Below are 25655 nucleotides of genomic sequence, written 5' to 3'. Positions count from 1 at the left end.
ATAATGATGAAGAGAAGCAGCGGTATTTTAATGCACATAACCTCCTTACCAAGTCCTTATGGAATAGGAACCTTTGGAAAGGAGGCCTATGAATTTGTAGACTTCTTAGTTAAAGCAGGTCAAAAATATTGGCAAATACTGCCGCTAGGATCTACAAGTTTTGGAGATTCTCCTTATCAATCTTTCTCTGCCTTCGCAGGAAATCCCTATTTTATAGATTTGGACCTTCTAAATAAGGAATGTATTCTTGAAGAAAAGGATTATAAGGTTTTAGATTTTGGAGATGATCCTGAAAATGTAGATTATGAGAAGATATTTAAAAATAAGATGAAGGTGCTAAAAGTTGCTTTTAACAATGCAAAGAACAAACATTTAGAGGATATAAAGAAGTTTAAAGAGGACAATACCCAGTGGATAGAAGATTATGCCCTTTATATGGCAATAAAAGAAAAGTTTCAATTAAAGCCTTGGAAGCTTTGGGATGAGGATATTAAACTAAGAAAAGAAAGTACTATAAAAACTTATAAGAGAGAATTAAAAGAAGAAATAGAGTATTGGGTATTTTTGCAGTACTTATTTTATAAACAGTATGGTGAATTAAAAGCTTATGCAAATTCCAAGGGTGTTAAAATTATTGGTGATATTCCTATATATGTGGCAGAAGATAGTGCTGATACCTGGGCAAATAGTAACATATTTCTACTTGATGAAAATAAAACTCCAACAGTAGTTGCTGGTTGTCCACCAGATGCTTTTTCAGAAACAGGTCAGCTTTGGGGTAATCCTATTTATGATTGGAAGGCTTTAGAGAAACAAGAATATCTGTGGTGGATTGAAAGAATTGACGCAAGCAGAAAAATATATGATGTAATTAGAATAGATCACTTTAGAGGTTTTGAATCCTATTGGCAAATTCCTTATGGAGAAGAAACAGCTATAAATGGAACTTGGGTAAAAGGACCTGGAATAAAGCTTTTCAACGCCATTAAGAAAGCCTTAGGGCATGTAGAAATTATTGCTGAAGACTTAGGTTTTTTAACTGAAGAAGTTATAAATTTTAGAATAGAATCTGGGTATCCAGGAATGAAGGTGCTTCAATTTGCCTTCGATTCTAGAGAAGAAAGCGATTACTTACCACATAATTATGAAAAGAACTGTGTGGTTTATACAGGAACTCATGATAATTATACTGTAAATGGGTGGTTTAAAAACACTAATAAAGCAGATGTAGATTATGCAGTTAGGTACTTAAATTTGAGTGAAAAGGAAGGCTATAACTGGGGATTTATTAGAGGGGCATTAAGCTCTGTAGGGAGTTTAGCAATTGCACAGATGCAGGATTATCTAGGACTTGGAGATGAGGGAAGGATGAACATTCCATCAACCCTAGGAGATAACTGGCAGTGGAGAATTAAAAAAGAAGCTCTTACAGAAGAGTTGGCGGAGAAGATAAATAAACTCACAAAGCTTTATGGAAGATAAAAAAGGAAAGGTAGATAAATATGTTTGATACTAAAGAATTAAGAGAAAACATAGAAAGAATTCTTAAAACAGATTACGGCAAAACTTTAGCTAAAGCTCAAACTCATGAGAAGTATAATGCCCTTTCTAAAGTCATAATGGGAACAATTGTTGATAACTGGAATGAAACAGAGAAGACTTACTCTACTGGAAAAGTAGCTTATTATCTTTCTGCAGAGTTTTTAATAGGAAGAGCCTTAGGTAACAACCTATTGAACTTAGGAATTTATGAAGATGTAAAAGTAGTATTAAAGGACATGAATATAAATATCAATGATATTGAAGAAATTGAAGAAGATGCTGGTCTTGGAAATGGTGGTCTTGGGAGACTTGCAGCTTGTTTTATGGAATCCTGTGGAACTTTAAATCTTCCTGTAAGAGGCTATGGTATAAGATATAGTCATGGCTTATTTAAGCAAAGTTTTGAAGATGGTTTTCAAAGGGAAGAAGGTGACAATTGGCTTAAATATGGAGATCCTTGGTCAATAAGAAAAGAAGAGGAATCTGTAATTGTTGAATTTGCTGATGGAAAGGTTAAGGCAGTACCTTATGACACACCAATCATTGGCTATGGCACAAAGAATATAAATACTCTTAGATTATGGAAGGCAGAAAGCTTTAAGGATTTTGATTTTCATCTATTTAATGACCAAAAGTATAATGAGGCAGTAGAGGAAAAAAATAAGGCAGAGGATATATCAAGAGTGTTATATCCTAATGATTCCACTGAAGAGGGAAAAATACTTAGATTAAAGCAGCAATACTTTTTTGTATCAGCTTCCTTAAAAGATTTAATAAAACAATATAAGAAAGATCATAGGGGAGATTTCAAGGACTTTCCAGAGTTTCACGCAATTCAGCTTAATGACACTCACCCTGTAGTTGCAATACCAGAGTTAATGAGGTTATTAGTGGATGAAGAAAATATAGCTTGGGAAATAGCTTGGGATATTACCGTAAAAACCTTCTCTTATACTAATCACACTATCTTAGCAGAGGCTCTAGAGCAATGGTGGAATGGCCTTTATAAAAAGGTGCTTCCAAGAGTATATGAAATTATTGAAGAGATTGATAAGAGATTTGTTATTGAGCTTTCACAAAAGGGCTATGAACCAGAAAAGATAAATTCTATGGCTATTATTAATAGGGACATGATTCGTATGGCTTTTCTTGCTATTCATGGAACTCATACTACCAATGGAGTAGCTCAGCTTCATACAGATATATTGAAATTTCAAGAGCTTAGAGATTGGTATGAGCTTTATCCAAATAGGTTTCAAAATAAAACTAATGGAATTACACCAAGAAGATGGCTTGCACTTTGCAATAGGGAATTAGCACAAATGATTACAGAACTTCTTGGAACTGATAAATGGATAAATGAACTTACTTTACTTAAAGATCTTGAAAAATATTTAGAGGACGAAATGGTGCTAAATAAGATTTTAGAAATAAAGGCAGAGAAAAAGCACCAGTTAGCTGAATATATAAAAGTTCATGAAGGGGTCGAAATAAATCCAAATTCTTTATTTGATATCCAAATAAAAAGACTACATGAGTACAAAAGACAGCTTCTAAATGCCTTTGGAATTTTGGATTTATATTTTAGACTAAAGGAAAATCCAGAAATAGATATAGTACCTAGAACTTTTATTTTTGGAGCAAAAGCTGCTCCAGGATATATAAGAGCTAAGGGGATAATAAAGTTTATAAATGAAATAGGAAAACTAATTAACAATGATCCTCAGGTTATGGAAAAAATTAAAGTAGTTTTTGTTCAAAACTATAGGGTATCCTATGGGGAAAAGCTATTTCCTGCAGCAGATATTTCTGAGCAAATTTCTACAGCAGGTAAAGAAGCTTCAGGTACTGGAAATATGAAGTTTATGCTAAATGGAACTCCAACCTTAGGAACCTTTGATGGTGCAAATGTGGAGATAGTACAAGAAGCAGGAGAAGAAAATAATTTTATTTTTGGTGCTAGGGTTGAAGAAATAGAGAAAATTAAGGATAATTACAATCCAAAAGAGTACTACGAAAATAATCCAAGGTTAAAGAAGGTAGTAGACACCTTAATAGATGGAACCTTCTCTGATGGAAATACAGGAATGTTTGAAGAAATTTATACCTCTCTTCTTGAAGGTGCAGCTTGGCATAAGCCAGATCATTATTTTATATTTAAGGATTTTATGGGTTATTTAGAAGTACAAGAAAAGGTGGATAAGGCCTATAGACATAGACTTTTATGGGCTAAAAAGTGTCTAAAGAATATAGCTAACGCTGGTAAGTTTAGTAGTGATAGAACCATTGAAGAGTATGCAAGAGAAATTTGGTATATTGAGCCAAAGAAAATATAAAAAGCCAGATAAAACCCATTATATTTTAGGTACACAAGAGTTCTAATTATTTTAGTCTTGTGTGCCTAAATTTTTGTAGAATGGATGAATTAAATGAATTATAATTATAATATATAGAATGCAATAAACGTACTGTATAAATATAGATAAGTCTATTTTTCATTCTCTTTAACATAAGTGCCTAAATTTATAAGTAATATTACAACTTATGTAAGAGGTTTAGAGTATTTGTACAAAGAGCAAAGCAAGGAGGAGCACCATGTATGTAGGAGTAGATTTAGGCGGGACTAATATTGCAGTTGGCCTAGTAGATGAAAATAGTATTTTAAAATATCACAAGTCTACACCAACTAGGGCAGAAAGAGGTTCAAAGGAAGTAACTAAAGATATTATTAAGCTAATCAATGAAACAATAAGAGACTATGGCATAAATAAAGAGACAGTTAAAGCCATTGGTATAGGTGTGCCAGGAATTGCAGAGCCTAATTCTGGAGAGGTAATTTACTGTGTCAACTTAGGGTGGAATAATGTACCTTTAAAGCAAGACCTTGAAAAAGAGCTAAATATTCCAGTATTTGTAGACAACGATGCCACCGTTGCTGGACTTGCAGAGTATAAGATAGGCGCTATGAGGAATTGTGAAAGTGGTGTGTTCATAACTTTAGGTACTGGAGTTGGTGGAGGTATTGTTATCAATGGTAAGGTTAGGTCAGGTTTTAATGGTGTAGGATCTGAAATTGGACACATGATAGTAGGAGAAAACTTTTATCCTTGTAATTGTGGTCGCAATGGGTGTTTAGAAACCTTCACTTCCTCAACTGCCTTAATTAACTATACGATAAAATTAATAAGTGAGGGGAATGAGACCTCCATAGTTAATAAAGCAAAGGGCAGTTTACAAGACATTAATGGAAAAATTATTTTTGAAGCTGCAAAAGAAGGAGATTATGTAGCTAATAAAGCTGTAGATAGGTTAGTAAAATACCTAGCTATTGGAATTACAAATATCATAAACATTATTGATCCAGAGATAATAGCATTAGGTGGAGGACTTTCAGGAGCAGGAGATTTTCTTTTGGCAAAAGTTCGGGAGGAAGTTGAAAGAGTAAGGTATATGAAAATGATTCCTATAGGAAAGATAGTTCTTGCAACACTTGGAAATGAAGCGGGAATTATTGGAGCAGCAGCTCTTGGTATGTAGGAAATAAGTTTAAAGTTTAGCCTCACAGGAAAAATACCTGTGAGGCTAAATAATTTGTTAATTTCCACTACCTAAGTTTCCGCAAGTACCTCGTGCACCAGATTTCATACCAGCACCATTACCCATACCTTTGCCAGCACCTCTTCCGACCATGTTCCCATTACCTTTTCCCTTTTGTCCTTCACCCGGAGCAGTGCAAGCGGCTGAGTTTTCTTCTATTCTAGCCTTTATGGCATCGCCTTGTTCTTTTGTTACTGAACCATTATTTATAGCTTCATCAATAGATTTGATTTTTTCCTCAACCATAGTTGACTTAAACTCTTCAGCAGTAATTCCTTTTTCACTTACCAAATCATACATTGTTTTACCAGCAGCTCTGCCTTCAGTTATATCAGCTTCTTCTATACCAAACTTTTCTTTTAATAACCTTGTCATAAAATCATAACCTTTTATACCAGCGATTCCTCTAAGTCCAGAACCTTGGCAAAGAGAAGTAGGGTTATTAGTGTTAGCTGTAGTTGTTGCTGAGTCTGCATAAGCAGTTGCTCCAATACCAAGTGCTAATGTTAGTGCTAATACCATCATAAGATTTTTCTTTTTCATTGTCATTACCTCCATAAATTTATTTGCATTTTTACTGAGTTACAACACAGGCTTCCAACAGGAAATTTAAGTGTATTTATCTTTCCAATCTATAAGAGAAACAAGTTAGGTCTCTGTTTAACTAAGGAATACTTAGGTATTCCAAAAATAGATTAAATAGTTGAAAGTTAATATGTTTTATATCTCAGTAGCTTATATTAAAATAATACCTACAAACTTTGATAATACTATGGGGTAATTGTGATAAATTTGTGAAATATTAAGTTAAAGGATTTTTATAATTTTAAATTTTTCCTTATGTCTTTAGAAATAACTTAGTATACTAAGTTACTTACTATACTAAGTTATTTATTACTCTGGTACTTCCTCCGTAGTTTTATCGCATTTTCTTATAAACTTATTGGGAATTATAAAATAGAATTCTGTTTCTTTTCCTAGGGAGCTATTAACTCCATATTCAAAGCCATGTAGTTTTAAAATCTCGCTACAAATTGGGAGACCAAGACCCATGCCACCACTTTCAGAAGTTTTATAATACCTATGCCAGATATCTTCTAATAAATTTGGAGGTATTCCCACTCCATAATCTAAAATAGATACTTTAATATGTGTATTTTCTTTACTAGCTAAGACTTTGATTTCACTATTTTCCCTACTAAATTTAATTGCATTATCTAGAAAATTATAAAGAACTCTTTCTAGATGTTTTTTATCAGCTTCTATATTTATGGGGAGGGAACTGCAATAAATGGAAAGATTTTTTTTAATAATCATAGGATGAAGCTTATTAATTACATCCTCTAGTAGCAGTGGAAGGTTAATAGAACTCTTATTTAAAGTAAATGCTCCTTGTTGAAATTTAGAAAGTTGAAGCAAATCTACAACTAAGTTATTTAATCTATCTACTTCTTTAATTATTTCAAGAGAATATTTATCTTTAGCTTCTTCAGTTACTAAACCATCATAAATAGCTTCACTATAGCCTCTAATCACACTAAGAGGGGTTTTAAAGTCATGGGAAACGTTAGCCACAAATTCCCGCTGAAGGTGATTTTTCTTTTTAAGTTCAAGAGTCATTTTTTCAATACTATAAGATAGTGCTTCAATTTCATCTTTTGTATTTATATCTAACTTTAAGTCAAAGTTTCCTTTTGATATTTCATTAGCTGCATTTTCTATTTGCAGTATAGGGTTAGTAAACTTTCTCCCAATATAAGAAATGAGAGGGAGTGATAATAATACTCCTACAACAAAAACTAAAAATAATATTATATAAATACCTTTCAAATAATCCTCAGAGTATTTATTACTTTGAAAAACCACAATATCACCTAATGAGGTTTCAAACTTGTAATAAAGAAATTCTGATCCCATCATATTTTTAAACTTTCCCTTTTTCACAAAATCTTTTTCTTTAACATTTTGTAGAAAAGACATCATTCTCATTTTACCTTGAGTTAAGGGTGTAATATTTCCATCTTTAATTAGGATAGCGCTAACTTCAAGACTTGGAAGGGGAGTAGATGTACTCAGATACTCATAAATTTCCTTGGCTGAACTTTCTAGATAAGTGTATTGTTGAGACAAATAAAATTTAGATAAAAAGATACTGCTACCAATAAAACATAAAATCACCACAAAAGTAATTATGCCTAAGAAATATTTTGAAAGCTTTACTGTTATTTTATTCATATTTACTCTCCACAAAGTTATTAATTATAAATAAGAAAATTACGTTCTTATATTTTAGCAGAAGATTAATTGACTAATGAGATTTTCAGTATATTTAATAATATATAAGTTACGATATTATTTTTACATTGCAAGGTAATTTTAAGCAACTTATATAAAAAAGAATGCAAAACAGAATTAGATATAATTATTCAGTATTTTTATTGCATTCTATATATTTCAAAATAAGGTTCATTTAAATTTAGTGAGAAGATTGGCATATACTAATTTTTAAAGTCCATCTTATAGCCTACACCCCAGACCGTTGCCAAATGATTTTCGCAAAAACTAATTTTTTCTCTTAACTTTTTCACGTGAGTATCAACAGTTCGAGAATCTCCAGCGTAATCATATCCCCAAACTGTACTAAGTAATTGTTCTCTATTAAAAACTTGACTAGGATTCTTACAGAAAAACACTAGAAGATCGAACTCTTTTGGAGTTAGTACTATATTTTTATCCTCTTCTATTACTTCTCTCTTGTTTTCTGAAATAGTTAATTTATTGAAAGCAAGAGTTGTACTATTATCTACCTTGCTATTCATTCTCAAGTTTACTCTTAATATTAACTCTCTCATGCTAATAGGTTTCACCATATAATCATCAGCCCCTAATTCTAGACCAAAAATCCTATCATCTTCCTCACCTCTAGCAGTAGTCATAATTACTGGGGTGTTTCCTAAGGTTTTAATTTTTCTTAAAAGGGCCCAACCATCTTTATTAGGGAGCATTACATCTAAGATAACCAAATCAAAAGTTTCAGTAAAAATAGCGTCTTCAGCTAATTTACCATCTGAAATGCAAGTTACTTCATAATTCTCTTTTTCTAAATATAAGGTCATTACTTCTGAAAGTTTAGTTTCATCTTCAACAATAAGTATTTTACCCTTCATAAACTCACTCCTTTAAAGGTTGATTATCATTATATTACAATAATATAATAAAACAAAGTTTTTTTCTACACTAAAGTTAATAACCAATAAGTAAAGAATTATAGACTAATAAGTATATTTATAACTTTTATCCAGTTATAAAGTTTCTCAAATATGCAAATATTATATTTAATAAATAATATATGGTCATCAAAGAAGAGGAGTATTTGAAAAATTCAAGTACTTCATAAAGGAGACTGAGATGAAAAGAGGAGTTATTGAAAGAAATTTTCGCAAGATTAAAAACCAAATTCATCAGATAAATGAGATAGTAAAAAATTCAAAAACTAATTCCTTATGGGAGCATGAGGCTTCTATTAGAAAAAAGCTTAAGCAGCTAAAGGAATTTGAAGGTGCGGGCCTTCGAGATTATGAAGAAGTTTACCAAAGTTATTTAGAAATTTTAGAGTATATTTCTGAGAGACTTGTTAATGATTATAACAATAAAAACGATACAAAGTTTAATTTCAGAGACATTATAGAAGATAATTACGAAGGATATTTAAAATCAGGAATAATTAGTGTGTTAATTTCCAATCATATACCTAGATTAATTTCTAGTGAATTTGATAGAGTGTTTCCAATGAATCCTAAGAATGAATATAGAGAAACAAGAAGAGTGAAAAGGGAGTTTTATCTTCACTTAGGAGAAACAAATACAGGAAAAACCTATAATGCTATGCAAAGGTTAAAGGGGAGTAGCAGAGGTATCTATCTATCCCCATTAAGAATCTTGGCTTTAGAGAATTATGAAAGGTTAAATAATGAGGGAGTTAAATGCAGTCTTTTCACAGGTGAAGAAGAAATTATAGTAGAAGGAGCTACTCATATATCTTGTACTATTGAGAAATTGGATATTGAAGAAGAGTATCAGGTTGCCATTATTGACGAGGTTCAAATGATAGATGATGATCAACGTGGTGCGGCATGGACCAGAGCTTTGCTTGGGGTGAAAAGCAAGGAAGTTCATCTTTGTGGGTCTTTGAATGCTAAAAATATTATAATAAAAATCCTAGAAGACTGTGAAGAAAATTATACTTTAAAGCTATATCAACGGCAAATACCTCTTCAACTTCAACAGCAGAACTTTTCCTATAGAAATATAGAAGAAGGAGATGCATTAGTTGTTTTTTCGAAAAAAAGAGTATTAGAGCTAGCATATGAATTTGCAGACCTTGGCATTAAGGCCAGCTTAATTTATGGAGATTTACCACCTGAAGTTAGAAGAAAACAATATGAACAATTCATTAATAAAGAGACAAAGATATTAATTTGTACTGATGCTATTGGCATGGGAGTTAATCTTCCCATTAAAAGAATAATATTTATGGACATAAAAAAATACGATGGAAATGAATTTAGATTTTTAAACTCCCATGAAGTAAAGCAAATAGCAGGTAGAGCAGGGAGAAAGGGGATATATGAAGTTGGTTATGTGGCATCCATTGGTGGAAATCAAGATTTCCTAGATGAAATGCTAAGTTCAGAAGATAGAGAAATAAAAGAAGCAGTAGTGGGGCCTAGCGAAGCAATTTTAAAAGTAAAAAGCCTTTCTTTAAGGGAAAAGCTTGCTTTGTGGAGTACTAGAGAAGAACAAGTACCTTTTTATAGAAAAATGGATATTAATGAATATTTAATAATTCTTGATCATCTTAAAAGCTATAAACTTCATGAACAGGATCAATGGAAACTTATAAGAATTCCTTTTGATGTAACAAATCCTAAGTTAATGGAAGCTTTTTTAATTTATGTTGATCAATTATTCATTGGAAAAATGGATAGTATATCAAAACCATCCTATTCATTACAAGAATTATATGAACTTGAAATTTACTATCAAAAGGTGAATTTATACTATAGTTTTTCGAAAATTTTCAAACTAGAATATGATGAGCATTGGGTACAGGAGGAAAGAGCTAGGGTAAGTGAAGAAATAAATAAAATATTATTGGACATATAATTAATATTTATTAAAAGTTTTAAGAGAAACTGGGGTAATATAAACATATAAAATATTACAAATGATAAACATTTGAAGTTTTCAAATAAATTACCTCTTATAGAATTAGTTTAATTGTAGAAACTAATATAGAGAAAGATATAAATTTAAAATTATTATGTTTTAGGCAAAAGCAATAAAAAACAATATTGGAGGGATTATTATGGCAGAAAACAAGTATAAAGAAAAACATATGGCAATGCCAATTGAAAATTTTGCAACAGCACCATTGGCTAATAGGGATCAGCTACAACCACGAACAAGAGTAAATATTCCTAATAATAACGAGATTAGAAATGCAAAAGATTGGGTAGATGCAAATCAAAAATAGTATCTAAAAATGAGAAAGCAATAGTTTCATAAAAAGAAGCTTGATNNATCAAGCTTCTTTTTATGAAAAAATTTTTAGTTTTATAATTAGTATTGTATTTCAGCCAATCTTCTGTATGTGTCGTATCTTTCACGGGCATGCTTTTCTGCTACATCATACATTTGATCAGCAATTTCTGGGAATACGGTTGCAAGAGAAGTGTAACGAATTTCACTTAAGATAAACTCTTTAAAGGATTTTGTTGGTTCCTTAGAATCTAATACAAATGGATTCTTTCCTTCTTCCTTAAGCATTGGATTATATCTATAAAGATGCCAATATCCAGACTCCACAGCCTTTTTCTCTTGGGCAATACTTGTGCCCATTCCTGTTTTAATACCATGGTTAACGCAAGGTGCATAAGCAATAATTAAGGAAGGTCCTTTATATGCTTCAGCTTCTGCAATAGCTTTTATTGTGTGGTTCATATTAGCACCCATAGAAATTTGAGTTACATATACATAGCCATAACTCATAGCCATTAAGCCTAAATCTTTCTTTCTAATTTTCTTACCAGCAGCTGCAAATTTAGCTACTGCAGCTGTAGGCGTAGCTTTAGAAGATTGACCACCGGTATTAGAATAAACCTCTGTATCCATAACAAAGATATTAACATCATCGCCAGTTGATAGAACTTGATCTAGTCCAGAGAAACCTATATCGTAAGCCCAACCATCTCCACCAATCATCCAATGAGACTTTTTAACTAAATGATCCTTATTCTCCATAATTTCTTTAAGAATTGGGTCTTTTTCATAGTCTATAGTCTTCATAGCTTCAAGAATCTTAGAGGTAGCAGCTTTAGAAGCTTCACCATCATCAATACCAGCTAGCCACTGTTCAAATGCGTCTTTAACAGGTGCACTTAAAGTTGAGTTTAATGCTTCCTTCATTAGCTGAGCAAGTTTTTCCCTTAGTTGTTTTACCGCTAAGTACATACCATAGCCATATTCCGCATTATCTTCAAAGAGAGAGTTACCCCAAGCTGGTCCTTTACCGCATGCATTAGTAGTATATGGAACAGAAGGTGCACTACCACCCCAAATTGATGAACAACCTGTAGCATTGGCTATCATCATTCTATCACCAAATAATTGGGTTAGAAGTTTAACATATGGGGTTTCTCCACAACCTGGGCAAGCACCACTGAATTCCATAAGTGGTCTTACAAATTGGCTTCCTTTTAGTGTTTTCTTATCCATAATATGATCTTTGGAAGTAACTGTTGTACCATACTCCCAATTTTCAGATTCCATTTCAATTTCATGTTCTGCTGGTTTCATGATTAATGCTTTTCCTGGAGCAGGACAAATATCAGCACAGTTTCCACAACCAGTACAATCTAGTGGACTGATTTGTATACGGTAATGTAAGTCTTCAAAGCCTTTTCCAGTAGGCTTTTTAGTTTTAAAGGTATCAGGTGCTTTTTCTTTCTCAGTATCATCAAGTAATAATGGGCGTATTACTGCATGAGGACATATATAAGCACATTGATTACATTGAATACACTTATCAATTTGCCACTCAGGAACGGTAACTGCTATACCACGTTTTTCATAGGAAGTTGTTCCCGTTGGGAAAATACCATCTTCCATACCGTTGAAAGCGCTAACAGGAAGTTCGTCTCCCTCATGTCTTTCCATAGGTCTTTGAATATTTTTAATAAAATCAGGTTCTTCCTTAATTGGCAGATTTTCATCTTCTGCATTAGCCCAAGATTCGGGTACATTAACCTTGTGTAATGCATTTACACCTTGGTCAATGGCTTCTTTGTTCATATTAACAATCTTTTCACCCTTTTTACCATAGGTCTTTTCTACAGAAGATTTTAGTAAATCGATGGCTTGTTCTACTGGAATAACATTAGCTAGTTTAAAGAAGGCAGACTGCATTATCATATTAATTCTACCACCTAGACCAATTTTCCCAGCTATAGAAATAGCATCTATGGTATAGAAATTAATATTGTTTTTTGCAATATATCTTCTTAAAGAAGCAGGCAATCTTGTTTCTAATTCCTCATCACTCCAAGGGCAGTTAAGAACAAACACACCATTTTTCTTTAATCCTTTTACTAAGTCAAAATTATAAACATAGGATGGATTATGGCAAGCTATATAATCAGCTTTGTATACTAAATATGGTGACCTAATTGGTTTTTTACCGAATCTTAAGTGTGAAATTGTACTTCCACCAGATTTTTTACTATCATAAGAAAAGTAAGCTTGAGCATAAAGATCTGTATTATCTCCTATAATTTTAATTGCAGATTTATTTGCTCCAACAGTTCCATCTGAACCTAGTCCCCAAAACTTACAACTAATAGTTCCTTCAGCAGAAGTTTCGATTATTTCTTCTTCAGGTAGTGAAGTATTAGTAACATCATCTACAATTCCAATGGTGAAGCCATTTTTGGGCCTTGGAGCTTTCAAGTTATTATAAACTGCTAAAATTTGAGATGGTCTAGTATCTTTTGAGCCAAGGCCATATCTACCACCAACTATTAATGGCTTTTCAGAATCATTGTAGAAGGCATTGCAAATGTCTAGATACAATGGTTCACCAAGAGAGCCAGGCTCCTTTGTACGATCTAGTACAGCTATTTTCTTAACAGTCTTTGGAAGAACATTAAATAGATATGTACTACAGAATGGACGATAAAGATGAACTTTGATAAGTCCTACCTTTTCACCCTGGTTAGTTAAATAGTCTATGGTTTCTTCGATTGTGTCACATACAGAACCCATAGCTATAATTATATTTTCAGCATTTGGGTCACCATAATAGTCGAAGGGATGGTATGCTCTTCCTGTAATTTTTTCTAGTTCTCTCATATAATTTTCTACGATATCAGGTACTGCTTCAAAATATCTATTAGAAGACTCCCTTTGTTGGAAGTAGATATCAGGGTTTTGAGCTGTACCTCTTAGTGTTGGATGTTCAGGATTTAGAGCTCTTTGTCTAAAAGCTTTAATAGCATTGTGATCTACTAGCTTAATAACATCCTCAGGATTTACTATTTCTATTTTTTGATATTCATGTGAGGTTCTAAATCCATCAAAGAAATGTATAAAAGGAACTCTAGATTTTATAGAAGAAAGGTGAGCAACATTTGCTAAATCCATTACTTCTTGAACATTTGAAGCAGCTAAAAGGGCTACTCCCGTTTGTCTAGTAGCCATTACGTCTTGATGGTCTCCAAAAATAGAAAGGGCATGAGCAGCAACAGCACGGGCGCTTACGTGTAATACTCCTGGTAAAAGTTCTCCTGCCATTCTATAAAGGTTAGGGATCATCAACAATAATCCTTGAGATGCAGTATAGGTTGTTGTAAGTGCTCCTCCAACTAGAGAACCGTGTACAGAGCCAGAAGCACCAGCTTCTGATTGCATTTCTACAACTTTTACTGGTTGACCAAACATATTTTTTCTACCGTGGGCAGACCAATCATCTGTAAGTTCTGCCATAGGTGTAGACGGGGTTATAGGATAGATAGCAGCTACTTCTGTAAAAGCATAAGAGGCTTCTGCAGCAGCTTGGTTTCCATCCATGGTTTTCATGATTTTTGCCATTAATAAAATCCTCCTCTATAATGATTTAAGCACCTACAAGATTTATGAGTGAGTAAGTACCTTACATTAAATCTTACCTATTCTATTATTTACTAGGAATACACAGTCCATACATTAAAATTTTATAAAGTAATACAAAGAGATATAAATAGCAGTTGATGAGAAGAATTTTAAGGTTTAAATATAGATTGCTCCTTCGTTAACCAGGAACATTTGATGAGAAAATATGAATTAAGTATTCATATTGAGATGTTTTACAAGTCTCATCTATGCAGGGTTTCTTAAAGAAAGTTTACAAGAGAGCTTAAGTATTTAAAGGTTTCTATATGAATTTATAGTTTGGAATTAAACTTATAGGGAGAAAGGGCTTATTTTTAGTGTGAAGACTAAGAGGTTGGTAGAAATATGTCGAATTAATTGGTAAAAATGTTATAAATTTGTGAAATGTAAGTAAATATGCAGAAAAATGTTGAATATTGGAAAATCACATGTTATATTATTATTGAAAATAAATTTACTTTAATGAAAATAAATAAATTAAAATGGGGGAATGATGAAATTTATGTGTAGTGATTGTTTAGAAGAAACAAAAGCTAGTATTTTGAAAAATCTACTGAGAGAATTAGAAGGAAAAAGCAAAGATACGTTAACGCATTGTTATAATGTAGTTAATTACGCTACAAGTTTTGCTAGATATATTCAGTGTGAAAAAGAGGATATTACTAAACTTCATTACGCAGCATTATTACACGATATAGGAAAAATTAGAATTCCAAATGATATACTTAATAAAAGTGAAGAATTGACAAAAGAAGAATATGAAATAATAAAAAAACATTCCTACTATGGTTATGACATTGTTAAGTATACAGGGATTTTCAACGAGGAATTAGAATTAATACTTCATCACCATGAGAGAGTTGACGGAATGGGTTATCCCCATAAATTAAATGATAATAATATTAATAAACTATGTAAGATACTAAGTATATGTGATTCTTTTGATGCTATGGTTAGTGAAAGAACTTACAAAAAAAGTATGACTATAAAAGAAGCGGTTCAAGAACTTATGGATAATGTAGAAAAGCAATTTGATAAAGAGTTGGTTCCTTTATTTGTAAAGTTCATAGAAGAACATGGATTGATTGAAGATGGTAATTATTACATTATAGAGGATGTCTTTTATTAAAGACATCCTTTTATTATATAAATTATGATTTGGTTAAATATGATTTCATAAATTCAAGTTTGATCTATAAAACTATTTAATGGGATTAGTTTTTATTGAAAGGTTGTTTTAGTAAATTAAACTATAATTCTAAGTATATTTATGAATTGGATAGATAATAATATAAATAGTTAAATAATCATACAAGTAACCCAAACTATGTATGACAACCTATTTTTCTTAAATCAAAAAAGTATGGCTTTTATAGCCATACTTTTTTACTGTGTATATCCTTGATCGCTTATTAAAATATGCTCACATATCCACTTGTGCACAAACTGTAATAATTCTAGTATATATTCATTTTGGCCATAATCTATGCGGCTATAGTCAATACTATTCACTTTTTTTATAAATTCATCATGTTGCACTTTGTGTGATAAGAATTTTTTATAACCGATACTTAACATATAATCTTCTTCAGATTTAAAGTGAAATATAGCATAATCTCGCAATTCCTCAATAATAGCAAGTATTTTATCATACTTATCAATAGATAAATTGTTTGTTAGTAAATCATAAGCATTATTTCCAATTTCAAATAGCTTCACATGTTGTTCATCTACATGAGGTACACCAGTTTCATATTCATCTTTCCATTCAAACATAATAAATCCTCCCTAAATGTTTATAGTACACATTTGAACAAGTGTAGATGCTACAGACATCTTATAGAAATCAATATAGCAAAATTTATAAAAATCTGTGAAATATAAGCACAGATATATTAAAGGCCCCAAGTAATTTTAGCAAAGTTTACTTTCGATAATAGACTTTACCTTATCAGGAAGTGCTTCTAAATCTTCTTTAGAAATACTTGCAGTGTCCACTGGTGGGTGAATGTACATTTCCACTTGAGAAGGCACAATCTTATTTCCATTGGCTTCCATGAGCTTATAAGAACCTATTATGGTTACAGGAACTATAGGAACTTTTGCCTTTGTTGCAAGTTTAAAACTTCCTGCTTTAAATTCTCCAATTTTATCTCCCTTACTTCTTGTTCCTTCTGGAAAAATTACAAGAGAGTATCCCTTTTTAATTATATTTACTCCTTCAACTATGGCCTCAGCAGATTTTCTTATACTACTTCTATCCATAAAAACGCAGTTCATATAAGTCATCCAATCACGAAGTATAGGGATTTTTTTCATTTCAATTTTAGCAACATATCCCTTAGGCTTGTCTATATAACTCATAAATAAAGCTATATCAAAATTGCCTTGATGATTACTTATAAACACTACAGGCTTATCTTTAGGAATGTTTTCCTCGCCGAAAATTTGAACCTTTGCACCGCTGAGTTTAACTCTATTCAGTGCCCACTTTGAAGTAGTCTTATGTACATACTCATCGCGCTGAGCTAGTTCACCTTTTTTCTCTAAGGACTTTACAATATACATTTGTGGCAATTTAGCTACTAAGCTACCAGCAAAACTTATATACCATCCAATTGTTCTTAGCATAATTCCCTCCAACTTTATTTTATATGCTTTTTAAGTATAAGTTGCAAGATTAGTTACAGACTTTACAATAGATTAGCATAAACATAAATTCATCTATTTTCTTATTCCATTATATACATATTTAGCAAGACTATAAAGTGCATATCTATTAAATATTTTGAAACTATAATAAATTATATTGTAGAATTCATATAAAAATGGTATTTTAAAATAAATTTAATATGTAAGACCATATAAAGTTATAAAAAAATATGTGTAAGTAAATTTATATTATTAAAAAGAAATTATAAATATCATAAACTTAATTCTGTTTTATAGGGAAGTTTTAGTGCAAGTGATATACTAATATAGTTCTACAAGAAGCTGTTGAAAATTATATGGTAAACTATGAATTTAAGAGGTTTCTTTACTATACATTATAAAGAATACATAGGAAAATGGAGAATAAAATGAAAGTATATATTTCACAATTAGATGAATTTAGCAAGTTAGAACATTTAGTAACAGAATACGGTGTAGGATTAGAAGTTGTTATGTTTGCTAATGCTATGGTTCTAGATGATAAGGAAAGGTATGTGTCAGAGCTTAGGGAATATATTCATAAAGTAAAGGAGATATCTTTTCATGGGCCTTTTTCAGATTTAATTCCTGGAAGCAATGATCCTGAGATCAGAAGGGTTGCTAATATGAGGTTTACACAAGGATTTCAGGTAGCAAAACAATTTAAAGCTAAGCGTATAGTATACCATACAGGATGTATTCCACATACTTATTGGGAAAAACAATGGCTTGAACATTCCAAGGGTTTTTGGAAAGAGTTTACACAGGGGAAACTTGAGGAGATGGAAATACATATTGAAAATGTATATGATGATGATTATATACTTATGGGTGAAATTATTGATGAAGTAAACAACCCTAACTTTTCTGCCTGTTTAGATATAGGTCATGTTAACACCTGCTCATCTAAGTCAATTGACCATTGGATTAAAGGTCTTAATAAAAGGGTGAAGCATGTGCATTTACATAACAATGAAGGGGTTTTGGATAATCATAATGGGCTTAGCAATGGGAAAATTAATATGGTGAAAACCTTGGAAATGTTGAAGCTTTATTGCCCTGAAGCTAACTGGGCTATAGAAGTTTTTGATATAAATCAGCTAGCTGAGTCTCTGAAGTTTTTGAAAAATCTAGGTTTTTTATAATAGAGTAAAGGAACTAAGGCTTTGAATTAACATATATTGAATAAAGTAAGTCTCAATTTAAATATAAATACAACACTATGTTAAATAAGTCTATATATATTAATGAATTAAAAGGTTGTTTAGGGATTTTTCACAAATTTAAACTTAGCATAAGTAAGAAAGGCTTATGATTAATTGAATAGTTTAACACATTGAAAGCACTATGAATTAGGTTGTATCCATAGTGCTTTCAGTTTATATAAGTTATTAGGATTTCTAACTAATTATGAAAATCTTATCTAATTTAAGTGTTAAATCATGTGTTAATCTACTTATTGATTTAAAAGTTAAATAAGTCTCTCTGAGGATATAGACCGAAAAGACCTCCAGTATGGATAAATAAGATGTTCTCATCCTTTTTAAAAGTTCCCTTTTTAATTTCCTCAGCTAATCCATACATAGCTTTGCCGGTATAAACTGGATCTAATATTAGGCCTTCAAGTTGAGCAATATGGAGTATGAATGATAAAGTTTCAGGAGTGCTTAGAGCATATCCTCTTCCAACATAACCATCAATTATATGAACTTCATCAAGATTAAAAGTTAAGTCCATGTTTAAATAATTAATGCTTTCATCTAAAATATTAAGAATTCTATTCTTAAAGTAATCTTCATTGTCACAAACATTTATACCGTAGATTTCACCATTAAAGCCTAAGATTTTTTTACTAAGTAAAAGACCAGCATGGGTACCTCCTGAACCTACAGCAACTATTATTTTATCAAAACGTATATTCATATCCTTTTCCTGATTAAGAATTTCCTCCATAGCATTAAAATAACCAAAAGTTCCTATGCCATTCGAGGCACCTTCGGGGATAATGTATGGTTTAAATCCTTGTTTTTCATATTCAGTTTTAAGGTTTTCCATTATCAACATTCTATTGTGTTTATAATCTTCAGCTGTTATAAACTTTATATCTGCACCTAGAAGTTTATTTAAAAATAAATTCCCATCAATATCGGTTGCTTCTGATCCCCTTAAAACAAGGGAAGACTTTAATCCAAGCTTTGCAGCAATAGCAGCAGTAGCCCTACAGTGATTAGATTGAATACCACCACAGGTTATTAATAGGTTGCAACCTTGATTTAAAGCTTCTTTTACAGAAAATTCTAGTTTTCTTATTTTATTACCTGAGATTTCTGAACCAGTTTCATCATCTCTCTTAATAAAAATATTAGGACCTTGAAGTTCCTTAGTGAGTCTTTCTAATTTTTGAATCTTAGTAGGCAAATTTGCTATATTTAATTTTTCAGGAATATTAAACATAAAATCATCTCTCCAATCTACTAAATAATAAAATAGGCTATACACTTTAACTATGCGGATTGCTATTTGTTAAAACAAAGCTACTAATCATATAAAAGTTTGTTCAAGAGATACCAAGGATACCTTAAATTGAAGGTTTATGGTATTCTTAATAGTTAAAACAAAAAGACTCATATTATTAATTATAATTTATTATGCAAGTATTATCCATTGATATAAGAAAAAAGTTAGAGTTTTCCATATAAGTTCCTTTTAGTTTTATATGAAATTTTGTGGATTACTTAGAGTGAAATTTATAAAATAAAAATTAAAACATATTAAAAAAATATGAATTAATTAAAATTTATTTACTGTTTCATGTTATAATAATTAATAATGTTAATGAATTTAACAATATAAAATCTTTATTTACATATAGAAATTTAACCATGAAATTAAAAGGATTATATTTAATAATATTAAGAAGATATTAAGACAACAAAAGAAAATTATTGGAGGAAGAAATGAAATTATCTATAGTAAGCAATAAAATAATAGGCAAAGAACTAGCTTTTCCAATTTACATGGATAATGGGGTAATGTATTTAAATAGGGGAATAAAATTAAACGAAAAATATATTAAATCAATTCAAAATATGAAAATTAATTTAGTATATACAGATGATGGCATAAGTGACATTGTGCTTAAAGAAGTGTTAGATTCGGAAACAAAACTAAAAATGATAAGAACTTTGAAAGCAGAGTTTTATTCCATTAAAGCTACAAAAAAAATAAATGATAAAATTATAAAAGAAATGGTTGAAGAAATTATTGCACAAATTGATATGTCAGAAAATGCATTGTTTATCAATACCTTTGGGCATACTGACGAAATGACTGAAATGTGCATTCATGGAATTGATGTAGCAATACTTTCCATTATGGTAGGGGTTAACTATGGATATAATTATAAAAAGTTATTTAATTTAGCAGTAGGGGCGTTACTTCATGATATAGGAAAGCTCTTAGTACAGGGGAAAGAACATTCCTTAGAAGGATATAATTTATTAAAAAAGAATTACATTTTTGACACCTCAACATATATTTCCGTTCTACTTCACCATGAAAATGTTAATGGAACTGGATACCCTGAGGGGTTAAAGGGAAGCAAAATTCATGAGTTCGCTAAAATTGTAAGTATATGTAATGGATATTTAAATGCAATAAATAATGAGAAAATGTTACTTCACCAAGCTATGGAGAAGGTTCAGGCAGAAACCTTAAGAAAGTATGATGAGGAAGTCTATAAGTCTTTCAACAAATCTATATATTTATACCCCGTTGGTGTAGAGGTGAAGTTAAATAATGGTAAGGTTGGAATATTAATTCTCCAAAATAGAAATTTTCCTATTAGACCAGTTGTAATGGTGGAGAATAATGGTGAACGAGAATATATTGACTTAAACAATAAGGATAACTTAACCTTATTTGTTGAAGAGGTTGTATTATAATTTATAAATAATGATTAAAATAATTAAGTTGTAATTGTAAAAAATTAGCAAGGAAGTCCCTGCTAATTTTTTTTATTTTGGTTAATTTACTCCTACTGCACTAAAGGCATTATGAACTGCTGTAACTTCAGCACTACCTGAACCATAAAGGTCAGCTGCAGCTTGAGCAAGACATGCTCTTGCAGCAGAGAAGTCTGTGGAGGCAGTCATATATTGAGTTAATGCTCTATAGTAAATTTGCTCTGCTTTGTTAACACCAAGATTATTTGTTATTAGATAGCAAGCTTTATTAGGTATTCCACTATTGGTATGAACACCACCATTATCTTGAGTTGTATTAACATAGTTATTCATATGAGCAGGATCACCGTATTTAGTAGGATCTGAAATATCTCTTAAGGCATCATTTGCAACTTTAGGGGTCCAAATATCTTCACCCATTAGCCAGTCAAACTTACTATTTTGAGCATAGTACTCTACAAAAACTCCAAAGGCATCTGACATTGACTCATTTAGAGCACCTGATTGATTTTGGTATATCAAATCAGCTTCATATTGGTCTACTCCGTGAGTAATTTCATGAGCGATGACATCTAGACCTCCAGATAAGGCTAATGAATTAACACCATCGCCATCACCATAAACCATTTGAGTTCCAGTCCAACCTGCATTAACATAATTTCTTGAATAATGGACACTAGATTTTATAGCCATGCCAGATCCATTTATACTGTTTCGATTAAATTTGTTTTTATAGTAATCGTAAACTACTCCAGCATAATAGTGAGCGTCAACTGCTGCAGGATCATTGATAGTAGTTGTTGTAGAAGATATTAAAGTTCCTGGAGTTCGGGTTCCATAGTTACTTGTGTAGGTGGAGATTGTAGCACCTCTAGTTAAATCTGTTAGATTATAGGAGGTGCCCTTTGAGGTAGTAACTTTATCTAGGTTAAGTGTTTTAGTATCACCTAGAACACCTTTGCCACTGCCTGTAGCAGTAACATTTGCAAATTTATTATACTTATTCACAATTTCACCAGTGTAAGCATTAACAAAGATACTCCAGTTACCTGGCGTAGGAAGTAAATAGTTAATTTGTACTAAATATACTGGGATATATTCATTGTTCAAATTATATAAATATAGCTTTGCTTTTCCATTGTTAGGGAAGTCAGCATCTAAACTGCTGGGGTCGTAATCAATAATTCCAAAAGCTTTATTTTCAGCTTCACCTGGAGTAATGTATTCTTTAGATTTTTTGAATTCTTTTGCCTTAGGATTGTAATTTCCGTTTACAGAATAAACTTCCCCATTATCATTAAAATGTACTATATACTCATGTCCAAAAACTGGTACACCTTTTACTGTTTGCTGCAATTTTAAGTGGGTATAACCTAAGGAATCCTTTTTGGAACTTTTAGTAGTAAATTCATCTTCAGCATTTTTGATTTTAAATTTGTCATTATTGTCCTTAAATAATTGGTTTACACCTTTAAGATCAGTGGAATATTTACCAAACTTCTCAACCTTGAAATCATGGCCATTTACTTTAGCTGTAGCTGAAGAAGTAGCAAAAAAAGAAGAAATAATCACCGCAGAGGTGACAAGAGCAATAATTTTTTTCATAACACATCTCCTAAATAATTTGTTGACGTTACAATATATTCATAGATTTAAACAATTATTCTTGATATGTAACGGAAAAAACTAAAAAACATGTGTCATTTTATTCTGTTTTTAGGTTAGTTCGTAGTGTTATATGAAAGCTAAGAAACCTATGGAAAAAGTACCTTATACAATTGGTAAGTACAGGATTAATTATAGTAGTGATTAGCATGAGATCCAGTAAAATCATACTAAATTTGTAATAAAAAGTAGTAAAGAGTAAATATGAACATGATAGTCATGAAAAGTTTGGGTGAATAGAGTCTTATTTAAGGTAGTGCTAAAAGTCTTTAATACAGGCAATTATATAATAATTGAGACTATAAAAGTTATGAAAGTAGTTGCACAAAAAAATTCTAAAGGAGAACTTTAAAATTCTTTTTTAAACTTCAGATGAAAAAATAATAAAAAATTTGATTTCCTTATCACCACAATTATGTTGTTGAATAATATGTTATTAGGCACAAAAGATTGGTCTAGAAACTATCAGATATAAAGTATTATCAGAATTTGATAAAAAAGTCAGTTTAAAGTTCTGGCTTTGCATCTACAAAAAACAAATTATTATGAGGTGATTTAAGTGGAAACTTGTTATGAACTAAAGAAATGTTTAGGACAATTAGGATATGCTAGAGCTTATGTTCTTCCCCAAGATTATGAAAATTTATATCCAGTGGATAAGGCACTTTGGAAAGGGACCATATTCGAAGATTTGAAGCTACCTTACTACAGTGATATAACTGATTACAAACACAAAAGGGAGGAATAAATCATGGCAAAAAGCAAAAGTGAATTAATGTTGTTGTTACAACAATATGGGTTTTATGCAGTTGAAATAAATTTATACTTGGATAATTTCCCTGATAATAGAAAAGCATTGAGAGACTACCAAAAGGTTACTGAAATTTATCAAAACCTAAAAAAAGAATATGAAATGCAATATGGTACCCTAGCTAACTTTGCTTATGGTGAGGTTTGTGGAGATTGGAACTATGTTAACGACCCATGGCCATGGGAAGGCAAATGTTAGGAGGTAGCGGATTATGTGGATATATGAAAAGAAATTAGAATACCCAGTGGTAATAAAAAGTAAAGATATTAATATGGCAAAATACTTGTTTGCTCAATACGGTGGCCCTGACGGGGAATTGAGTGCTTCCATTAGATATTTAAGTCAAAGATATACAATGCCAACAGGAAAATCAAAGGCATTGTTGACAGACATAGGCACTGAAGAATTGGCACACGTAGAAATTATTGCTTCTATGATTTACCAGCTTACTAAGGACGCAACTCCTGAAGAATTAAGAGAAGCTGGACTCGGAGCAGCATATACAGAACATGGGAAGGCAATTTACCCCGCAGATGCAAATGGAGTACCTTGGACAGCTGCTTATGTTCAAGCAACTGCAGATCCTGTAACAGATTTAACTGAAGATATGGCTGCTGAACAAAAGGCAAGAACTGTATACGAGCACCTAATAAAATTAACCGATGACTGTGATGTTAAAGATGTATTAAGATTTTTGAGAGAAAGAGAAGTTGTACACTTCCAAAGATTTGGAGAAGCTTTAGTTGATGTTCAGGACAATTTTTTAAATAAGAAAAGAGTTTACTAAAATTAAAGATTGATACAATATAATACAGGCTTTTATAATTAAGTTTTAATTTAAAATAATAAAAGCTCTGAGGAAGCCAAGATTAATTTGAAAGTTATATATTCTTGGTTTCCATGTTAAAATTATATTTTGTATAAAAAGCTAGAAGGTGCAGGGTGTGTTTACTTTAAATCATAGACTTTGCAGAACTTCTAGTTTTTTTATTGTGTTTTAATAAAGAATTATATGAAACCAAATCCAAGACTAAACTTATATGTGGAACCTATATTGGTTCTCTTAAGGATTATTAAATATGAACGAAATTAATCATGAATGAATTGATAATTGACTAGGGAAGCCTATACTGAGAAAATCATATTACATTCAAAAGCAACAACACTGAAGGTTCATATAGGTGAGTATTATAGGGAACCAGAGTTAAAACTTAACTTATACATTAGTCCTACCCTGGTTCTCTTAAGGGTTTATGAAGATGAAGAAGTTAAAATTCTATCATGGAACCCTATAGTAAAAAAAGTGCCTGTAAAAAATTATAAATTAAAAATCCTGTAAAGAACCTTTAAATTTTGAAAAAAGTCTTATATAATATTAACATATCTTATCCTAGGAGGAACCTTAATGATTGAAAAATTAAAACATGGAGATGTATTTTTATTACATTGGCTAAATGATTCAATTAAATGCAAGATTTTAGATTTAGTTATGCCAATAGTTACTTACTTAGGTTCAGTTACATTTAGTGCAATATTTTGTTTAGTTACTTTGTTATCAGAAAATAAGGATATTAAACACTTAGGAATTCTAACGTCTCTTTCTATTTTAACCTCTACATTTATAACACATTTTATAAAAAGATTTATTAATAGAATCAGACCTTATATAAACTTTCCTCATTTAAATATCAAAAAAATTGGAGTAGACGATTACTCGTTTCCATCAGGACATACCACTGCAGCATTTTCAATAGGAGTAAGCATAGCTTTATGTTATACAAGCATAGCAATTATAGCTTTAGCTTTATCTTTACTAGTGGGGGTTTCTCGAGTGTACTTAGGAGTTCACTATCCCTCTGATGTTGCAGCAGGAGTTTTCGTAGGAACCTTCAGTTCTTATTGTATGTTCCTGGTTTTGTAAGTGATTACTTAATAGGATTTCTTGTCTTTGAACTTTGAAATCCAGTTAATAAAGTGTTTAAGCATACAGAATAAATACAAATTTAAAAATCATAGTATTAGAGTTGGGTATTAGGTAATACTAAAAATCTAGTTTATAGAGTGTTAAGTCCTCTTAGAAAAAATCTGTTCTAAGGGGACTTGATTTTTTTAGTTGAGACATTCTTAGAGATAACTTCTAACACTATAGAATGCCTCCTTATAATTAAGAATATTAA

General features: G+C 31.3%; 20 protein-coding genes. 12 read left to right on the top strand and 8 right to left on the bottom strand.

The annotated features are described in order from the left end of the window. The first annotated feature begins 6 nt into the window (after positions 1 to 6). From malQ to B3040_RS16315, 3 genes are all read left to right on the top strand, one after another. The gene (gene malQ, locus B3040_RS16325) at positions 7 to 1482 is read left to right on the top strand and encodes a 4-alpha-glucanotransferase (RefSeq protein ID WP_291576002.1); all 1476 of its coding nucleotides are present in this window, start codon (positions 7 to 9) and stop codon (positions 1480 to 1482) included. Between the two features lie 20 nt (positions 1483 to 1502). After that, on the top strand, positions 1503 to 3878 hold the full coding sequence (locus B3040_RS16320; protein WP_291575557.1) for a glycogen/starch/alpha-glucan phosphorylase: 2376 nt from the start codon (positions 1503 to 1505) through the stop codon (positions 3876 to 3878). A gap of 259 nt (positions 3879 to 4137) precedes the next feature. After that, on the top strand, positions 4138 to 5079 hold the full coding sequence (locus B3040_RS16315) for an ROK family glucokinase (protein ID WP_291575555.1): 942 nt from the start codon (positions 4138 to 4140) through the stop codon (positions 5077 to 5079). A 57-nt stretch (positions 5080 to 5136) separates the two neighbouring features. Here the strand turns inward: B3040_RS16315 and B3040_RS16310 are convergent, their stop codons facing one another. The 3 genes from B3040_RS16310 to B3040_RS16300 all read right to left on the bottom strand — a co-directional run bounded on the left by B3040_RS16310 (position 5137) and on the right by B3040_RS16300 (position 8306). Next, positions 5137 to 5682, bottom strand: coding sequence for a hypothetical protein (locus tag B3040_RS16310; protein ID WP_291575553.1), 546 nt, complete (start codon positions 5680 to 5682; stop codon positions 5137 to 5139). Positions 5683 to 6033: 351 nt separating this feature from the next. After that, positions 6034 to 7374: a sensor histidine kinase gene (locus tag B3040_RS16305; protein WP_291575551.1), complete on the bottom strand. Its 1341-nt coding sequence runs from the start codon at positions 7372 to 7374 to the stop codon at positions 6034 to 6036. 263 nt (positions 7375 to 7637) lie between these two features. Beyond that, positions 7638 to 8306, bottom strand: a complete 669-nt coding sequence (locus B3040_RS16300) for a response regulator transcription factor (RefSeq protein WP_291575545.1) — start codon at positions 8304 to 8306, stop codon at positions 7638 to 7640. Between the two features lie 241 nt (positions 8307 to 8547). Between B3040_RS16300 and B3040_RS16295 the strand changes: the two genes are divergently transcribed. Continuing rightward, the gene (locus B3040_RS16295; RefSeq protein WP_291575543.1) at positions 8548 to 10305 is read left to right on the top strand and encodes a helicase-related protein; all 1758 of its coding nucleotides are present in this window, start codon (positions 8548 to 8550) and stop codon (positions 10303 to 10305) included. A 202-nt stretch (positions 10306 to 10507) separates the two neighbouring features. Then, on the top strand, positions 10508 to 10675 hold the full coding sequence (locus tag B3040_RS16290; protein ID WP_291575541.1) for a DUF3787 domain-containing protein: 168 nt from the start codon (positions 10508 to 10510) through the stop codon (positions 10673 to 10675). A gap of 86 nt (positions 10676 to 10761) precedes the next feature. Here the strand turns inward: B3040_RS16290 and nifJ are convergent, their stop codons facing one another. Next, the gene (gene nifJ / locus B3040_RS16285; RefSeq protein WP_291575540.1) at positions 10762 to 14286 is read right to left on the bottom strand and encodes a pyruvate:ferredoxin (flavodoxin) oxidoreductase; all 3525 of its coding nucleotides are present in this window, start codon (positions 14284 to 14286) and stop codon (positions 10762 to 10764) included. A 550-nt stretch (positions 14287 to 14836) separates the two neighbouring features. Here nifJ and B3040_RS16280 point away from each other — a divergent pair. Continuing rightward, positions 14837 to 15475, top strand: a complete 639-nt coding sequence (locus B3040_RS16280) for an HD-GYP domain-containing protein (RefSeq protein WP_291575538.1) — start codon at positions 14837 to 14839, stop codon at positions 15473 to 15475. 257 nt (positions 15476 to 15732) lie between these two features. On the opposite strand, the gene B3040_RS16275 is transcribed toward B3040_RS16280, so the two are convergent. Together B3040_RS16275 and B3040_RS16270 are read right to left on the bottom strand one after the other, a co-directional pair. After that, positions 15733 to 16122: a bacteriohemerythrin gene (locus B3040_RS16275; RefSeq protein ID WP_291575532.1), complete on the bottom strand. Its 390-nt coding sequence runs from the start codon at positions 16120 to 16122 to the stop codon at positions 15733 to 15735. A gap of 138 nt (positions 16123 to 16260) precedes the next feature. Then, positions 16261 to 16977, bottom strand: coding sequence for a lysophospholipid acyltransferase family protein (locus tag B3040_RS16270; RefSeq protein WP_291575530.1), 717 nt, complete (start codon positions 16975 to 16977; stop codon positions 16261 to 16263). Between the two features lie 449 nt (positions 16978 to 17426). On the opposite strand from B3040_RS16270, the gene B3040_RS16265 reads away from it, so the two are divergent. Further along, entirely contained in the window at positions 17427 to 18182 is a 756-nt protein-coding gene (locus B3040_RS16265) for a sugar phosphate isomerase/epimerase family protein (protein WP_291575529.1), read from the top strand. 319 nt (positions 18183 to 18501) lie between these two features. On the opposite strand, the gene B3040_RS16260 is transcribed toward B3040_RS16265, so the two are convergent. Further along, on the bottom strand, positions 18502 to 19491 hold the full coding sequence (locus B3040_RS16260; protein WP_291575527.1) for a D-cysteine desulfhydrase family protein: 990 nt from the start codon (positions 19489 to 19491) through the stop codon (positions 18502 to 18504). Positions 19492 to 19994: 503 nt separating this feature from the next. Between B3040_RS16260 and B3040_RS16255 the strand changes: the two genes are divergently transcribed. Then, complete coding sequence (locus B3040_RS16255; protein ID WP_291575525.1) at positions 19995 to 20981, top strand: HD-GYP domain-containing protein; 987 nt, start codon at positions 19995 to 19997, stop codon at positions 20979 to 20981. 81 nt (positions 20982 to 21062) lie between these two features. On the opposite strand, the gene B3040_RS16250 is transcribed toward B3040_RS16255, so the two are convergent. Continuing rightward, entirely contained in the window at positions 21063 to 22607 is a 1545-nt protein-coding gene (locus tag B3040_RS16250; protein WP_291575517.1) for a M4 family metallopeptidase, read from the bottom strand. A 619-nt stretch (positions 22608 to 23226) separates the two neighbouring features. On the opposite strand from B3040_RS16250, the gene B3040_RS16245 reads away from it, so the two are divergent. The 4 genes from B3040_RS16245 (at position 23227) to B3040_RS16230 (ending at position 25399) form a co-directional block, all read left to right on the top strand. After that, the gene (locus B3040_RS16245; RefSeq protein WP_017417111.1) at positions 23227 to 23415 is read left to right on the top strand and encodes a spore coat associated protein CotJA; all 189 of its coding nucleotides are present in this window, start codon (positions 23227 to 23229) and stop codon (positions 23413 to 23415) included. Positions 23416 to 23418: 3 nt separating this feature from the next. After that, complete coding sequence (locus tag B3040_RS16240; RefSeq protein WP_017417112.1) at positions 23419 to 23676, top strand: spore coat protein CotJB; 258 nt, start codon at positions 23419 to 23421, stop codon at positions 23674 to 23676. Between the two features lie 13 nt (positions 23677 to 23689). Beyond that, positions 23690 to 24265 (top strand): manganese catalase family protein, encoded by a 576-nt coding sequence (locus B3040_RS16235; protein ID WP_017417113.1) that lies wholly within the window; start codon positions 23690 to 23692, stop codon positions 24263 to 24265. A 618-nt stretch (positions 24266 to 24883) separates the two neighbouring features. Next, complete coding sequence (locus tag B3040_RS16230) at positions 24884 to 25399, top strand: phosphatase PAP2 family protein (RefSeq protein WP_291575512.1); 516 nt, start codon at positions 24884 to 24886, stop codon at positions 25397 to 25399. Positions 25400 to 25655: the final 256 nt, after the last annotated feature.

The sequence above is a fragment of the Clostridium sp. UBA4548 genome (genome assembly GCF_002387895.1).
Lineage (GTDB): Bacteria > Bacillota > Clostridia > Clostridiales > Clostridiaceae > Clostridium_J.
The sequence above is the reverse complement of the archived record's forward strand: the minus strand, read 5'-3'. Positions and strand labels throughout refer to the sequence as shown.